This is a genomic window from Achromobacter sp. HNDS-1 (assembly GCF_040084795.1).
GTDB lineage: Bacteria > Pseudomonadota > Gammaproteobacteria > Burkholderiales > Burkholderiaceae_B > Achromobacter > Achromobacter ruhlandii.
In genome coordinates this window covers 3,239,476-3,256,064 of record NZ_CP157584.1, presented here as the reverse complement: position 1 = coordinate 3,256,064, position 16,589 = coordinate 3,239,476, and the positions used below count along the sequence as shown (strand labels likewise).

General features: G+C 67.3%; 6 protein-coding genes. 2 read left to right on the top strand and 4 right to left on the bottom strand.

Annotation, left to right across the window (positions count from 1 at the left end):
* The first annotated feature begins 2 nt into the window (after window positions 1-2).
* The gene (locus ABFG95_RS15105; RefSeq protein WP_054418758.1) at window positions 3-953 is read left to right on the top strand and encodes an ABC transporter permease; all 951 of its coding nucleotides are present in this window, start codon (window positions 3-5) and stop codon (window positions 951-953) included.
* 16 nt (window positions 954-969) lie between these two features.
* Window positions 970-2,247: an amidohydrolase family protein gene (locus tag ABFG95_RS15100; protein ID WP_278992755.1), complete on the top strand. Its 1,278-nt coding sequence runs from the start codon at window positions 970-972 to the stop codon at window positions 2,245-2,247.
* Window positions 2,248-2,328: 81 nt separating this feature from the next.
* On the opposite strand, the gene ABFG95_RS15095 is transcribed toward ABFG95_RS15100, so the two are convergent.
* The 4 genes from ABFG95_RS15095 to ABFG95_RS15080 all read right to left on the bottom strand — a co-directional run bounded on the left by ABFG95_RS15095 (window position 2,329) and on the right by ABFG95_RS15080 (window position 16,558).
* Window positions 2,329-2,583 (bottom strand): MafI family immunity protein, encoded by a 255-nt coding sequence (locus tag ABFG95_RS15095; RefSeq protein ID WP_175146039.1) that lies wholly within the window; start codon window positions 2,581-2,583, stop codon window positions 2,329-2,331.
* A gap of 144 nt (window positions 2,584-2,727) precedes the next feature.
* On the bottom strand, window positions 2,728-3,021 hold the full coding sequence (locus tag ABFG95_RS15090) for a hypothetical protein (RefSeq protein ID WP_175146038.1): 294 nt from the start codon (window positions 3,019-3,021) through the stop codon (window positions 2,728-2,730).
* A 6-nt stretch (window positions 3,022-3,027) separates the two neighbouring features.
* Window positions 3,028-14,667: a hemagglutinin repeat-containing protein gene (locus tag ABFG95_RS15085; RefSeq protein WP_348994723.1), complete on the bottom strand. Its 11,640-nt coding sequence runs from the start codon at window positions 14,665-14,667 to the stop codon at window positions 3,028-3,030.
* A gap of 67 nt (window positions 14,668-14,734) precedes the next feature.
* Entirely contained in the window at window positions 14,735-16,558 is a 1,824-nt protein-coding gene (locus tag ABFG95_RS15080) for a ShlB/FhaC/HecB family hemolysin secretion/activation protein (RefSeq protein WP_348994722.1), read from the bottom strand.
* Window positions 16,559-16,589 lie beyond the last annotated feature (31 nt).

Genomic DNA, 16,589 nt, shown 5'->3' with positions numbered 1-16,589 from the left:
CCATGGAATGGATGGACCTGTTGAGTTCCGCGGCCTTCTGGGTCGCGGTGTTGCGGCTGGCGACGCCGCTGATCCTGGGCACGCTGGGCGTGCTGCTGTGCGAGCGCGCCGGCGTGCTGAACCTGGGCATCGAAGGCATCATGGCCGCCGGCGCCTTCACCGGCTGGCTGGTGGTGTACCTGGGCGCGCCGCTGTACGTGGGCGTGCTGGCCGCCGCGCTGGCGGGTGCCGTGTTCGGCCTGCTGCACGCGGTGCTGACGGTGCCGCTGGGCCTGTCGCAGCACGTCTCGGGCCTGGGCGTGACGCTGCTGGCCACCAGCCTGAGCTACTTCGCGTACCGCGTCACGTTTCCCAGCGTGAACACGCCGCCCACCATCACGCCGTTCGCCGAAATGAAATTCCTGGACGGCATTCCGCTGATCGGCCCGGTGCTGGCCGGGCAGACGCCGATGACGCTGCTGGCGCTGGCCGCGGTGCCGATCCTGGCCTGGGTGCTGAACCGCACCCCGGTGGGCCTGGCGATCCGCATGGTGGGCGAGAACCCCGCCGCCGCCGAGGGCCAGGGCCTGTCGGTAACGAAACTGCGGATGGGCGCCATCGTCGCCGGCTCGGCGCTGATGGGCGTGGCCGGCAGCTTCCTCACGCTGGCGGCCTTCAACGCCTTCTTCTTCAACATGGTCAACGGCCGTGGCTGGGTCTGCGTGGCGCTGGTGGTGTTCGCCTCGTGGCGGCCCGGCAAGGCGCTGCTGGGCGCGTTGATCTTCGCCTTCTTCGACGCGCTGCAGCTGCGGCTGCAGCAGGGCGGGGCGGCGCTGCCGGGCCTGCCCGAGCTGCCCTATCAGGTCTACCTGATGCTGCCCTATATTCTGTCCATCCTGGCCCTGGTGGTGATGGCGCGCCGCGCCGCCTACCCGCAGGCCCTGATGAAGCCCTACCGCAAGGGCGAACGGTGATCCACAAGGTTTGACTATGCTCGATCTGATCCTCAAGAACTGCACGCTGCCGGACGGCCGCCAGCACATCGACATCGGCGTGGCCCAGGGCCGCATCGTGGCGCTCGAACCGGCGCTGAAGGCCGAGGCCGCGCAGACCATCGACGCCGCCGGCCAACTGGTGACCTCGCCGTTCGTCGACGCCCACTTCCACATGGACTCGACCCTGTCGTTCGGCCTGCCGCGAGTGAACCAATCGGGCACGCTGCTCGAAGGCATCGCGCTGTGGGGTGAACTCAAGCCGCTGCTGACGCAGGAAGCGCTGGTCGAGCGCGCGCTGGCCTATTGCGACTGGGCGGTGGCGCGCGGCCTGCTGGCGATCCGCTCGCACGTCGACGTGTGCGACCCGCGCCTGCTGGCGGTGGAAGCGCTGCTGCACGTGCGCGAGCAGGTCAAGCCGTACCTGGACCTGCAACTGGTCGCCTTCCCGCAGGACGGCGTGCTGCGCGCGCCGGGCGCGCTCGATAACCTGAAGCGCGCGCTGGACATGGGCGTGGACGTGGTCGGCGGCATTCCGCACTTCGAGCGCACCATGCAGGACGGCGCCGAATCGGTGCGCATCCTGTGCGAACTGGCGGCCGAGCGCGGCCTGCGCGTGGACATGCACTGCGACGAAAGCGACGACCCGCTGTCGCGCCACATCGAGACGCTGGCCTATCACACGCAGCGCCTGGGCCTGCAGGGCCGCGTCACGGGCTCGCACCTGACCTCGATGCACTCGATGGACAACTACTACGTGTCCAAGCTGATCCCGCTGATGCGCGAGGCCGGCGTGTCGGCCATCGCCAACCCGCTCATCAACATCACGCTGCAGGGCCGCCACGACACCTACCCGAAGCGCCGCGGCATGACCCGCGTACCCGAGCTGCTGGCCGCCGGCGTGCCGGTGGCCTTCGGCCACGACTGCGTGATGGACCCCTGGTACAGCCTGGGTTCGGGCGACATGCTGGAAGTGGCGCACATGGGGCTGCACGTGGCGCAGATGACCGGGCAGGACGCCATGCGCGCCTGTTTCCAGGCCGTCACGGCCACGCCGGCGAAGATCCTGGGCCTGGACGAGACCGGGCTGGAAGTGGGCAAGCGCGCCGATATGGTGCTGCTGCAGGCCCGCGACCCGGTCGAGGCGCTGCGCCTGCGCGCCACGCGCCTGATGGTGCTGCGCGCCGGGGTGGTCGTGGCGACAACGCCGCCGGCCACGGCGACGTTGAACCTGCCGGGGCGGCCGGGGCAGGTGAGTTTTCAGGTGCGCGCGTGAGCGGGGGGCTGGTCGGCGCAGTCTGACTCAAGCTGACTGACCTCTGCGAAACACCCGGGAGGTTCATTTCGCACCGATGGCTCAATAGGAGCCATCTCGTGAAACTCCCGTAAAAGACCTCAACTCCTGCAACTCACTAACCTCTATACCCATATCCTTCGCAAACACCGCGAGCTGCTCTTTGATTTTCAGTGGAATAGCTATATCGAACTCCGCCAATTGAGAGCAGAGTAGTTCCAAAGCTATTCCTGCCTCCCCGTGCACAAGCAGCTCTCTGACATTTCTTTCTGTATCGGGGACAAGATATTGCGAAATCTCGTCCAGAACAGCTTGCATTCTTTTTTCCAATTCACTCATCGCGGGGACCTCTATTTTTGACCTGCGGTAACAATCCCCTCACGTCCGCTTCAGTTGGCTATCTGCACCGGCATACGACTCTACCGACCTCCGATAACCCCGGAAGTCGCTCGCTACCAACTATCAACTCTTTAAGCGCCTTAAAAACTCGGCCATCGCTATTGGATCACGCTCAGCCAAATCATCGATCAAGCCTTCCGCAGCCCAGTGCAAAATCATGTCCGACCCGTCCCCATCTTTGCAGAGGATAAGATCACTTGATAAGGAAGAGTCAACGATCTTGACATCCTTATCACCGAGTGCCATCAAACCACCGTAACCCTCATAGGGAATGACCCAATAAAATCTTTCACTATTAATCCAATACACTCCATATACCTGCACCGGCTCTTCGCGTCCTAGCTCTTTAATAATCATTTCGCATTACTCTAAGGTTTTCCCGGGCTGGAGTGCGGGAGGCAATGGTTGAGGGGTAGTAATTTTCATATCGTATGCTTTTCCCGTCGCGGAATTGTACTGATAATGAATGGTTATGTTCTCTCCGCTAGGCAATCTGTGGCTCACTTCCATTTTTTTCCATCCCTCAGCTCGTGGAAAATCTTTGTCACCAGCCAGCTTGGTGTCTCGACCAGCAGAGGGATTCTCTTTAACTCTGTTCCACAAAATCTGCTCATTCAAGTCTCGCGGCACCCTAGACTGATAATTCTTTGCAGTGGAGTGGTTTGCGTAATTGGGAAGACCGGCAGGAAATTCATCAGTAGAATTTTCCCGCCCATAATTATTTCTGTTTAATCCGGACCGCTCAGAAACAGTGCTTGGGTTATACGGATCACCTGGAACAGTCGGCTTACCACCACTAAAGCCTGCGCCTTCATCTTTTGCACCATTCAAGTTTGGAGATTTCGCCTTCTCAGGCGCCAATTGCACCCGCCGCCCCCCAACCGATCCGATCCCCTTCATCACGCCATCGGCCACCGCCGGCAATACCGCCAGAACCCCCACCTTCAGTCCCTGGCTTCGCATCGCTTCCAGATCCTGCACCTCCTGCGCCGTCAGATAGCCACTCGCAGACAGATCTTCCTTGGACAGCGTATTCAGCCATGATCCCTGGCCCTCGCGCTCGCGCGCCTGCTCGGCGGCAAGCGCCCGCAATTCCAGGTTCGTGTAGTACTGCGTGCGCGCCTGCAGCAGATTGTTGGCGGCCGTGGCTGCTTCCGTGCGGTCCAGGCTGTTGGCCTGTGTCTCCAGGGCTGTGATATCGGCGCGCAGCACTTGCGCCACCGCCGCGCATGCCTGCGGGTTCTCAATGCAAGCGCGTTCCGCCCCGTTGTTGCGGTTCACACTGATGGCATTGAGCCGATCCACTTCCTTGCGGGCTTGCACGCAAACATCCCCGGCGCAATCCTTCAATACCTGCCGCGCCGCAAGGTACAACTTCAACTCATCCGGCTTGAGATAGTTGTTTTCCGTTTCATTGATCGCCGCGAAGACTGCCTCCGCGCCCGAGACGCCTGACGTTTCCGCAATCCCCGCCACCAGCGAGCCGATCAGGTTGCGACGAACTTCCTTCTCTTCCGGGGTCATCTTCGAGGCATCGCCCGCCAACAGCGCATTCAGCACCGCACCGGAACCCGCGCCCAGCGCGCCCGCGCCGCAATCGCTGCCTTTGCCTGCCGCGCCCGCGCAACCCACAATCGCGTGCATGGCGGCGCGAGCCGTCTCCGCCATGGGGCCGTCGCCCAACGCCGAGACGATTTGCTTCACGTCGGATGCCGCCAATCCTTGCAGATAATTGACTGCGGTCGCCTGGATCGCGTCACCCGCCGCGCCGGTCACATTGCCGCTCACAGCCCCCAAGATCGCGGTCAGCCAACGACGGCTCTCGCCACCCGGCCCCCACGTCTTCGCATCCTCAAAAGCTTGCTTTAATTGATCGCGACGCGGTCCTTCAGGCTCGTTCTTCAGCGCATCTTCCAGTGCCTTGGCTTGCCTGGCCCGAGTCTCCAGGAACTGCCCGACCTGCTTCTGCGCCTCCGACGCGATCTCGAACCCCGCCTCGATCTTCTCCTTGTCGAAGATCGGCTTGAGCGCATTCAACGTATCCGACGACGTGTCGCGATTCAGCGCAGCAATCGTCTGTACCGCTGTCATCCCCGTCAGATCCTGCTGCGCGGCCTCATTGCGAATCACAATCGCACCCACGCTGATCGCGCTGCGCGTGGTCGAGCTGGCATTGCCGGACGCGCCCACGACGACAGGCAGGCCTGCCGACGCCCCGCCCTTGTCGCCCGGGTCCCGCGCCTTGTCGGCGCCGCCCGCCGCCTGGCCGTTGGTGTTCGCGCCTACGTCCGTTTTGCCTGCGTCGTCTTTCTTGGGTGCGCCCCCGCCGTCGCCGCCCCAGCTATAGCCCCCGCTCAGGGCAATCTGATCGGCCTTGTATCGCGCCGTGTTCTTGACGTCCTGAACCACCAGCGTGCCGGTAGCGAGCGCGTTTCGGCCTTTCAGCGCCGCGCGCTCGCTGCTGGATATCGCCGCGCCGACCAAGGTTGTGTTTCGCGCGATATCCAGCTGGAAGCCGCCATCACCGGCCTTCAATCCCGCCTGTTCGCTGGCGGACTTGAAGTTGCTGTCCATCCGGCCTTGCGCCACGTTGCCGGATACGGAGCTCTTGCAGTAGCCATAAACGCAGATCTTGGCTTGGACACCGGCGCTCTGCTGCTTGGAGGCGTACGTGCTGACATCCTGCAAGGTCTCGATGCGCAAGCCACCTCCTACCGACGCCATGATCCGGTCGGCCTGTGCCGCCGCGCCGATCAAGGAGGTGTCGCCGCCGGAGTGCAGCGCAAGCACATTGCCGGCGCTCACGTTGCTGTAGGCCCAACTCGCATCCTGGCCATCGGCATGGCCGCGAGCGCCGCTGACGCCGATGTTGACCATGACGCCAACCCCGTTCTCGCTATCGGCCGACACGCCGATACCCACGCTTGCGCTGGAACTCTTGTTCTTTGTGCGTTGCTCGTATGTGTTTTGCGCGGCCCGCAGCAGGATGCTTCCCTCGGCCTCAAGCACGGCATTGCCGCCCGCCGACAAGCGCGATCCCGTGACCGCAATGTCCGAAGCGGCCCCAGCGCCCCGGGCCAGGAGCGTGATATCCCTGCCGGCGGCCACGGTCGATCCGGCCGTCGATGCAGACGCGCGGTCCGTGGCGCTCTGGCTCTTGCTGGCGCCCAGGTCGATGCTCAGGCTTGCGCCGCCGGCGCTCTTGGGATCCGCCATCACCGAGTCGTAGGCATTGAGCGCGGCCATACCCGTGGTCGCCAGCGCCAGGCCCTGCATGACCTTGTTGTCGGTCTTGCCGGCGGCCTGGTGCATTTTTCCCGCCGTCTGCATCGCATCGATCACGGGTGTCCTGGCGTTGATGCTGAAGCCGGACTGCTTGACCTCGTGGTATTCCTTGTCGCGCGTGGTGTCGATCGCCGCGGCGATATTGACGCCGCGCCCGATCAGCGCCACATCGCCCTGGCGCGCCACGATGTTGCTGCCCGTCAGGTTCAGCGCGCGGTTCGCGCGAATCAGCGTGTCGCCCTCAACGCTGCCCACCATGCTCGCGGTATGGAACACGTTCTTGCCATCGAGCGAGTCGGTTTGCCTGCGCGTGCCGTAGCTCAACCCGCCCATCGCGCCCAAGCCGGACTGCTTGTCCTGCTCGTAGTGGCGGATGTCCATGGTGTTGGCGCCGGCGGTGATCTTCACATCCCGCGCGCCCGACACCGCCAGGTCATGCTGCGCGCCCAGGTTCGAGCCGCTGACCGCTACGTCCCGGCCGGCCGTCAGCGTTGCCGTGTCGCCCGTGAAGGTCGTGGCCTGCGCCCGCTCGGTCGTGATGGCGTTGACCATGTGATTGGAACGGCTGGACAGGAAGCCGCGCTGCTTGCTGTAGGACTCGATATAGGAGTGCTGCGTCCGCACGCCGGCCGTCGCGTTGATGTCGCGCCCGGCTTGCACCGCCAGATGCTTGCCCGCGGTGACATCGGCCGCGCGCGCGTTGATGTCCCGGCCCGCCGCCAGGGTCAGGCTGCCGCCGGCGGCAAGCGCCGCGCCGATCTCGCGGCCTGTGCTCAGTTCGTAGCGGTTGCGCGGGTCGCGCTCGAGGCGTTCGCCCTTGCGCTCGGTCAGGGTGGCCATGTTGACGTCGCGGCCGGCTTGCAGGCGCGCGTCGTCCCGGGCGGCGATTTGCGCCGTGGTCAGGCGCAGGTCGCGCCCCGCCCGCACGTCCAGGCTGCCCGCGTCGATCCGCGCCTTGCCCGTGAGATAGGTGCCCCAGGTATTGCTGGCGCGTTCGGACGCCGAGGTCGAGGTCAGCGCAATGTCGCGTCCGGCGCTCAGGCCAATCTTGTCGCCTTTGATCAGCGATGCCAGATTGGTCATGTCTTGGCGCGCGATCAGGTCGATGGTGCCGCCCGCCTGGAGAGTGCCGCCGGCCCGGTTGACGATGTTGCCGGCGCGGATCACGGTGGCTTGACGCCCCGCGACGGCGCCACTGTTGACGAAATCGCCCTCGGCGGCAATGTCGACGTCGCGCCCGGCGATCAACGTGCCGTCCCCCTTCAGGTCGTCCTTCCGGACCAGGAGATACACCTGCGGCACCAGCACCGACTGGACGCTGCCATCGGCCAGGGTCACGGGCTGTTCCACCAGCCATACCAGATCGGTGAGCAGCAACTGCTGCTGGGCTTCGGTCAGCCTGGCGCCCAGCTTGATGCCGTGCGCCTGCGCGAAGCGGGCGCCGGCCGCGAGCAAGGCCTTGTACTGCGCATCCTGATTGCTGTAGTTCTCCAGGAAGCGCTGGCCGCTGGTGGCGAGAATCTGGTCGGATACCACCTTTTGCTCATGGAATCCGTCGCCCAGGCGCCGGGGCTGGCCCGCCGGCGTGAGGAACTTGGCGCCCGGCGGGATCAGGTCGTCCCAGCCGCCCAGATGTGCCACCGTCACGGCGTCCCCCGCGCCTGCCATATCGCCGTTCTGGCGCGCGGGTGGCGATACCAGGACGGGATCGCCGGCGCGGCGATCGCCACCGCCCGCGTTCTCGCCGGCCGAGGCCTCAGGCAGCGTGCCGGGCTGCCGCAGCAGATCGAGCAGGTAGTCGCTGGAGACGTGGGCGTGGCCGGCAGTAAAGCGCGGGTCGGTCGCCACCAGGTAGGGCGCCTGCGGCTGCCTGTTGACCACGAAGAGCTGGTTGTCGGGAATACCGGCCGGACGGGCAACGGTGCGGATGGCCTTGCCGCCCGGCAGGTCGACACTGAAGACCCGCACCGGCTCCGGCGCGCCTATGGGGGTCGCGGCCGGCGCGCCGCCCGACAGCGTCAGGGCGGCGCCGCCCGTCGCGGTGGCGACCGGCAGGTCAATCGCTTCGGCCGCCAAGGTGCTGGCGTAGGGGCTACTGCTTTCCCAGCGCGTGGATTTGCGCGCGTGCCGCTGCTTCTCGAAGCTCAAGGTCATGACGCCTTCGCGCGTCACGGTGTGCGTGCCGCTGGCGCCGATGTTGTCGATGGCGGGTCCGACCACGGACAGCGCGCCGCCAGCGGCGATGCGGCTCTTGTCGTTGGTGACCGCCCCGGTCAAGGTCATCGCGGCGCCAGACAGGATCTGCCCGGGATCGGACGACACCGTCCGGGTCTCGACAACCGTCTCATTGACGCGGTAGTACATGAACGCGTGTTGCCAGCGGTCGTTCACGTCGCGGTTGAAGGCCTTGATGCGTGTGTCGAGTTCGAGGTGCCGCGCCTTGTAGTCGGCGTAGGCTTGCTCATACGCGCCGCGGCGCGCGGCATAGGCTTCGCAAACCGATGATTTGCCGTTACGGCATGTCGCCGGTTCGGTTTCATCCCATTGCGGCATCGGACCGTCGGGCGGGGTGACCCCGAAGACCGACCAGATCCGTGCATCCGGGGCGTAGGCGAAGAGGTCTTGCGGGATATCGCAGTCGTCGTCGGCCATGCCCGCGCAGCCCGGCTCCGCCGGGGTGTACGAGGGCGCGATCGGCCAGGTGGTCGCCGTCGGATCCAGGCCCCAGTCTCCATACCAGTTCGGCACGCCATAGTCGAAGGGCGGCCCATAGCGCGCGGCCGGGTACTTCTCGCTGGGTGGCAATAGCAGCAGCCAGTTCTGCTTGCCCACGCCCTGCGCGGGATTCTGCGAGCAGATTCCCCGGTACTCATGGCACACCCAGAAGAACTCGCTGCCGTCCATCAACGGCCCGAACTCCTGCCGGTCCTGATTGACCTGCCGGAAATAGAATTTCGGCTCGGACGAAACCTGTTCAGTCCGGCTCGCATAGCTGGGATTCAAGTTCTCGATCAGCGACGCGGCGATGCTGGCCTGACCTGCCGCCTCGATCGTCGCCGCGCTGTTGCGCACCCGCGCGGCCTGGCCCGTGGCGGTACCTACCGCGTCCAGCGCGCCGCCCACTCGCAGGTCCGCCGCCGAGTAAATCAGGGCGCCCTGCTCGTTGACGAGCGAGCCAGCGCCCAGATCCATGTCCGCTCGCGAGGCGATCACCGCCGCGCCCTTGGTTCCAACCGTGTTGATCAGTGTGCCGGCGCCGATCGATACCTGGTCGCCGTAAATGCGGCCCCGGTTATCCACAAAGCCGGCCGCAATGCGGGTGGTCTTGCCATCGATCAGGCCTTCATTGACCAGCCCGTTGGCGACATCAATCGTGTTGCCGCGGCCGGCAATCCATTCGCCCGTCTCATGGTTCACGAACGACTCGGCGCGGATGCCGAGGTCGCGCCCGGCACTGACGCGCGCCCGGTTATCAAGCGCGCCGCCCAGCTTCAGTGTCAGGTCACGGCCCGCGGTGATATCGCTATCCAGGTTCAGCGAGCCGGCGTAATCCAGCAACAGATCGCCGCCCGCGCGCAGCGCGCCCAGGGTCCGCGAGGCCTTGATGCCGAGCGCCAGGTTCCGGCCCGCCGCCAGCTCGCCTCGGCCGTTTTGCAGGACGTCGGTCTCGATGCTGGCATCGCCTTGCGAGACGATCCGGCCCGCGGTGTTGTCAATGTCACGGGCCTTGAGCGACAGGCCTTCGATGGCGTTGATCGCGCCGCCCTGATTGTTGATGCCGTCAGCCTCGACGGCGACCACTCGGCCCAGCAAGCCACGAACCGGCACGGCCGGCGCGGTGGCTGCGCGGTTGTCCAGGCTTGCGGCCGACAGCGCTAGCGTGCCGTCCGCCTGGATCAGGCCACTGCGGTTGTCGACCGCGCCCGGGGTGACGATGGTCAGATCGCCGCCGGCGAGCGTTCCGTCGCGGTTGTCGATGCTGGCTGCGTCCACGCGCGCATGGCCGGCGGCGATCAGCTTGCCGTTGGTGTTGTCCAGGCCCGCGCCCAGGCAGATGCGGGCCGCGCCCGTGGCGGTGAGCGCGCCACCCGGGTTGCGCAGGTGAACCGCCGACAGATCCAACGCCCCGGCGTGCAGGAGGGCCCCGGCCGTGTCGATGTCGCCCGTGACGGCCAGCGTCATCTGGCCCATCGCCGACAGCGCGCCGCCGTCAAGCTGCAACCCATTGGCGGACAACGTCATGTCCTTGCCGGCCAGGCTGACGCCAGGATGCTGGATCGTGCCCGCGTCGACCTGGAGGCCGCCTGGCAGGCGCAATCCGCCATCGGCGTCGACACCGGCCACCAGGCGGCCGGCGTTGTGCAGCAGACCCGGAACGCGAACGCGCAGATCACCGGCGGCGAGCACCGAGCCGGTATTGCTCAATGCGGTATTGGCGCTCAGGTCTGCCTGTGCGCCCGCAACGGCGACACCCGCATGCGTCAGGACGTCGCCAGCCGCCAGGGCCAGTCCGGCGCCTGCTTGCAGGCGGCCGCCCGCCGCTATCCGCAGGTCGCGGGCGGCGGTGGCCGCGAGCGTGCCTTGCCGCGTGGCGATCACGCCATCGAGCTGGGCATCAGTGCCGGCGCGCAAGAACAAATCCTGGCCGGCGCTGCTGCTGCCCGACATCTGCAATGCGCCGCCCGCCGTCAACATGAGCGAGCCGCCCGCCTGTTGACGCGATGCCGCGCCGAAGATGGCATCGCCGCGCGTGGCAGCCAGAGACAGATCGCCCTGCAAGGCCGCGACCGTGCCCGCGATCGACAGGCGCTCGCCCGCGCCCAGCGATTGCGTACGGCCCGCCACCGCGCGGCCCGCGATCGTCATCGAGCGGTCGGCCACGCCAGCCATGGTGGCGGCCGCCTGGATCAGGCCCGGGTCGCCCACCGTGATGTCGCGCCCGGTCAAGGTCAAACCCGCGTCGCTGGCCGCCACGCCATCCACGCGTATGTCGCGCGCAGCGGCCAGCGTCAGATCCGCGGTCGAAGCCAGCGTCCCCGCGACGGTCAGGTCGCGGCCTGCGCGCATGTCCAACGTGGTGGCCGCCCGCAGGTGCGCGTCTTGCCCGACCCGCAGGTCGCCCAGGCCCTTGCCTGCCATGACGTTCAACAGGCCGTTGGCGGCCGTGTTGCCGTTCAGCACCGCGTCCGACGTGGCGGACAGGTGAATATCGCTGTCGCCCTGTATCGCGCCGTCGGCAAGCAACGCGCCGCCAGCTCGCGCGGTCAGCCGTCCGCCCGCCTTCATGGCGCTGGATGCGGCCAGTTTCAGATCGCCGCCGCTGGCCAGCGTGAGTGTGTTCCCGGGTGCCAGCAAGCTACCGTCCAGGAGCAGTTCGCCGTTCGTGCGCAGATTGGTCACGCCCCCAGCGACAACCTGGCCGGCCAGCATCGCCGAATCGGCGTTCACGCTCAACGCGCCGTTGGCCTGCGTCTGCGCGCTGGAGGCACTGACGAGCCTGCCACCCGCATTCAGGCGCATGTCGCCGGTGGCGAGACTCTGGCCCTGCAAGGTCAGGTTCCTGCTTGCCTCCAATGCCAGGTCGGCTAGCGATGACAGCATTCCCGCGCTGGCCAACGCCCCGCCGGCCTGCGCCTTCAATGGGCCGCTCGCCAAGGCGCTGCCGTTCGCGCCCAACGTCAGGTCCTGTTCGGCATTCATGGTCAGCGCACCTTGCGCCGACGCGATCAAGCCCTGCACATTCAGCGTGCCGCCCGCATTGACCGCCGTGCCGCCATCGCCGCGCAGTTCGCCGGCGACGGCGACTTCGCCGTCCGCGCGCAGCGTGGCCAGACCCGCCGATTGCAGACGCCCCGCCTCGCCAATCCGCGCGTCGCCCTGAGCGGACAGATCCAGCTTGCCATCGGCAACGATTCCGCCGCCTGCGCTCAGGTCATGGCCGGCAGCCAGATTGATGTCCGCGAAGGACACCAGTTGGCCATCCTGGCTCAAGTCGCCACCAGCGCGCGCGTCCACGCCCAGGCCTTGCAGGCGGCTGCCCGCTTCCAACCGCGCATTCTGGCTAACCTCCAGGCGCAACCGCCCGCCGAAAGCGAATGCCTCGCCCGCCATCGTCAGGTCACGCGCCCCGTTCAAGACCATGCCACCGTCCGCCGCCGCCATGCCGGCCAGCGCCAGATCCTGGTCGGCGTGCAGCGCCACTTCGCCATCGCTGCGGACGCTGGCGCCGCGCAGCAGGGCAAGGTCGCCACCGGCCGCCATGCGCAACGAGGTCGTGGCATGCAGCTTGCCGCCGGCCCGCGCATCGCGCGCCGCCTGCACAGACAGTTCGTCCAACGAACTGAGTTCGCCATCGATCACCAGGTCCGCGCCCGCCGTCACCCCCAGGCGATCCCTGGAAATCAGGCGGCCCGTCACGCCGATGGACAACGCGTCCCCCGCCGCGCTCAGCAGCCCGCCTTCGGCCGTGGTGACGAGGCCGTCGACGGACAGCCGGCGCGCGGCATCCAGCGCGATGCCGCGATTGGCGCGCAAGGTGCCTGCCCATGCCGCATCGTGCCCGGCCTCGATAGTTGCGCCGCAGTTCGCCTCCCAAAGCCCATTGGCGTCGGCGAACAGGTCGCGCCTGGCCTGCAGGCCGAGATTGCCCGAGGCGGCGCTCTTGCCCGAAAGCCGCAGATCGCGGCCGGACAGGAGCCCGATATCACCCTGCGCGCCCATTTCGCCTCGGGCGTCCACATCGCTGCCCGCGCGCGCGATGAGGTCCCCACCTTGCACGCGGCTCGCGGCGCCTAGCGTCAACGCCTGGCCAGCGGTCATGGACACGGAGCCGCCATCGGCCAACGCGCCGCCATCGACCTGCAGATCACGGCCGGATGATAAGGTCAGGCCAGCATTGCTTTGCGCGAGGCCAGCCAGCGAGAGGTCGCCGGCCGCGTGCATGCGCGCCTGGCCCGACGCGTCTGCTTGCCCGTCGGCGCCAACCCGCAGATGACGCCCCGCATCCAGATCCAACGATCCACCGGCGCTGAGTTTTCCGTCCAAGCGCATATCGCGCGTGGCCCGCGCCTGGGCATCGGCTGCGGACACCCATGCGCCGCCCAAGGCCAGGTCGCGGCCGGCACTGGCCTGCACCTGCTTGCCTTGCAGCCTGCCCGCCGCGCCCTGCACCAGATCGCCGCCACTGATCAGGCTCAGCGCCGCGTCGGTCAGGACCGCACCGCCCAGGGCCATGTCCTGGCTCGCTCGTATCGTCACGTTGCCGGCCGACTGCAATTGCGTGCCGGCCGCCAAGGCCACGCGCCCGTCTGCCTCGGTGAGCAGCGTTCCCGACACCAGCACCTGTTGCGGCAGCACCAGGTCGCGGCCCGCTTGCAGCGTGACGCCATCTTGCGCGGACACCACGCCGTCCACCGTGGATACGCCGCCGGGCGGCTCGCTGGGCGTGGCTGGGCCGAATGGCTTGCCCGGCTGCGCACCTGCCTCCGCGTCCGCGCCGGCGCCGCTTTCGGTGGCTCCGCCCGGCATTGCCGCCTGAGCGGCCACCGTCAGATTGCGGCCCGATTGCGCGCGCGCGTCCTGTCCGGACGTTAGCAGGCCTCCCGACAGCGAAAGATCCCGGCCTGCGGCCACGCGCAAGGCGCCCTGGGTGCGCAGGCTGCCTTGTGCGCCCACCGCCGCATCGCCGCCCGCCTCGATACTCAGCGACGAGCCCGCGCCGACCGCGCCCGGGATCGTCACGTTGCGCGTGGCGACGAGCGCGGCCGCGCCTGTCGCCTGCGCCGCGCCCTGCACGGCCAGTTCGCCGCCGCTGCGCATGCGCAGATCGCCGGCCGCCTGCACAGTGGCGCGCGGCGCAATGCGCACATCGCCGGCGGCATTGACTTGCAGATCGCCCGTCAGCGCGGCCAGATTGCCGCCGATGTTCACCCCCACGCCGGCCTCGGTGCCGATCAGGCGGATGCTGTTGGCGTACATGCCGCCCAGCGCGGCGGTGTCCAGCGCCACGATGGGCGCGGGGCCATCACCCGCCTGCGCGGATATGGCGTCCGAGCCATAGTCAACGCGCGATGCGCCAGCCGTCACATTCAGCCGGTTCGCCCAGATGCCCGCGTTGATCTCCAGCGTGCGCGCGAGCAGGTCCACTTGGCTGAGGTTCATGCCGTTCAGGCCTTGCCCCTCGACCGCGAGCCGGCCTGTCGTCACGTCAAAACCGATGCCGCCGTCCGGCCCGACGCGCGGCTTGCCGGTGGTCAACGTGGCGCGGTCCGCGTTCAGGAATCCGCAGCCATTGCAGGTGATGCCCGCCGGGTTGGCGACGATGATGTTGGCCCGATTGCCCGCCACTTCCAACGTGCCGAGCAATTGCGACGGGTTGGGCGCGGTGACCTGGTTGAGAATGGTGCCAGCATGCCGATTGCCCAGCATGAGATTGCCCGACACTTGCCCGGCCAGTTGCGTCTGGCTGGCGCCGCCGCTGTTGTTGAGCACCACACCGGATGGGCCGACGTTGAATTGCGTGTAGCGGTTGTTAGACACGCCGCCGGCCGAAGGCGGCGCGATGTTGACCACCGGCACGCCATGGCTGACGCTCACGAAGGGCTTGGCACCCGGCACGCTTCTGTCCACCGAGATCGGCAGGGTCTGCGCCAGCACCGGCGACCAGACCTGCGTGAAGACCACGGACCACACGATCAGGGAACGTAACTTGGACATCATGCGTACTCGGTTGAACCAAGAATGGGAACTGGCCTTGTGAATGTCTCGACAACGCAAGGCGGCGGGCTTAGAACTCGAACATCAGCGTCGCTGCGAATACGGGGGAGGCGGTTTTCAACGACTCAGGCTTTTGCAATGGCCAGCCAGCGGAAACGTCGTAGCTGGCGCTGACCGCATTGGCGGCACCGGGCAGGGCGGCGCGGCCGCGCAGCCCGATCACCGCGCCGGCCAGCGTGCGGCCGGACAGCCACATCGCAGACGGGCCGCCCACGCGGCCCACGTCCAGACCCGCATACCCCTGATGGCCGGGCGCGCGCAGCAGCTCGCCCAGGTCCAGCGACAGGTCATTACGCAGGGTCCAGCCGTCTTCCGCGGCCAGCGTCATCTGGCCATCGAAGCCGCGCACCGCGTAGCGGTTGCCGATGGTGAAGTAGTCGGCGGGCACGATGGGCGTCTTGGCGTGCTGGATCTGCCAGTTGACCTGGTACGCCATCTGCTGCCCCGCCACTTTGAAGGGCAGGTATAGACCTGCATTGGCCGTCAGGATGGTGCTGCGCCCGTTCCAGTCCGGATCGCCGTAGACGTAGCCGGGCTGGTCGGAGAACTGCGGCAACGTGCCGCGCACGCCGCCGCCAACGTCCAGCACCATCTGGTCGATGTAGTGACGATGGCCGTAGCTGAACTCGTAGCCGACCACGTCGCGCCGCTGCACCTCGATGTCGATGTCGTTGAGGGTGCTGTTGGCACGCTTGCGCAGGAACTTCAGCATGGCGGTGCCCTTGTAGCTGGCGCCGCGGTAGGGCACCACCGACACGCCCGCCTCAACCTGCTTGCTGGTGCCGCCGTAGACGATGGGCTCATCGAAGCCGGCCACGGTCTGGCGGTAGCGCGACTTGCTGGCGCCGGCGAACAGGGTCCAGTAGCCGAACGGGATGCTGTAGTTGACGGAGGCGGCGCGCGAGCCGGCGTCGCTGTTGCGCAGGTCGGCGTTGCTGTTCCAGGAGACCGACAACTGGTCATACAGGAACAGCGGCGAGTCGAGCGTGAGTCCGGCGTTGACCTGGTTCTTGCCGGTGGATTCCATGCCGGCGTTGTCCCCGCCCAAGTAGGCATGCCAGCGCTTGCCCGTGCCGGGCTTGATGATGATGTCCGAGTCGCCCAGTTCAGGGCCGGGCGCGACGTCGATCGACGCGTCCGCCTGGCCGCCCAGGCGACGGATGTTCTCCAGCGCCTGGTCCAGATCGCGCTGGTTGACCTCGCCGCCCGGCCAGGTGGGCAGCGCGGTGCGCCACCAGCCGGGCGCGCCGTCGCTCTTGACCCCGGAGATACGGCCCGGCACATAGCGCAGGGTCAGGGTGCCGCTGGCCAGCGATTGCTCAGGCACCAGCACGCGGGCGGTGATCTGGCCGCGGTCGATCAGGCGCGCCATCAGGTGTTCCTGAAGGACGCGCAGGCCCTGCCCGCCGATGCATTGCCCCAAGACGGTATTGACGTTGCGGCGCAGCGCGGCCGGTGGCGGTGAGCCATCCCACACCACCTGGGCGATGGTGAAGCAGGGCGATTCCTCGGGGAAGACGAGCGGCCCCTCGCCGGGGACGGCGGGCGGCGCCGACAGCACGTCCGGCCTTTCGGCGGCGCGGGCGCGCTGCGCGTCAAGCTCCTGCTCCTGGCGGCGTTGAATCTCGCTGGCGCGCGTCGCGGCATCCGCGGGCAGGGGTTGCGCGGCCGGCCATGACGGGAAAGCCAGGGCGGCGGTGAACCCAAGGCACAGCCTCAGGCTGGCGGCACGGTGCGCGGCGGCCCGCCTGGGACGCCACCAGCCTCGCGGCGCACCATGATGGTGGCGGCAAGAGGCCTCGATATTGCGGATGAAAACCTGACCGGCTGGCACGCTACGAATTCCCGAAGGCCGAACTTGCCGG

Bases quoted from the DNA above. Each gene is read 5' to 3' on its own strand.
- ABFG95_RS15105 (WP_054418758.1), top strand. From the start codon at position 3: ATGGAATGGATGGACCTGTTGAGTTCCGCGGCCTTCTGGGTCGCGGTG.
- ABFG95_RS15100 (WP_278992755.1), top strand. From the start codon at position 970: ATGCTCGATCTGATCCTCAAGAACTGCACGCTGCCGGACGGCCGCCAG.
- ABFG95_RS15095 (WP_175146039.1), bottom strand. From the start codon at position 2,583: ATGCAAGCTGTTCTGGACGAGATTTCGCAATATCTTGTCCCCGATACA.
- ABFG95_RS15090 (WP_175146038.1), bottom strand. From the start codon at position 3,021: ATGATTATTAAAGAGCTAGGACGCGAAGAGCCGGTGCAGGTATATGGA.
- ABFG95_RS15085 (WP_348994723.1), bottom strand. From the start codon at position 14,667: ATGATGTCCAAGTTACGTTCCCTGATCGTGTGGTCCGTGGTCTTCACG.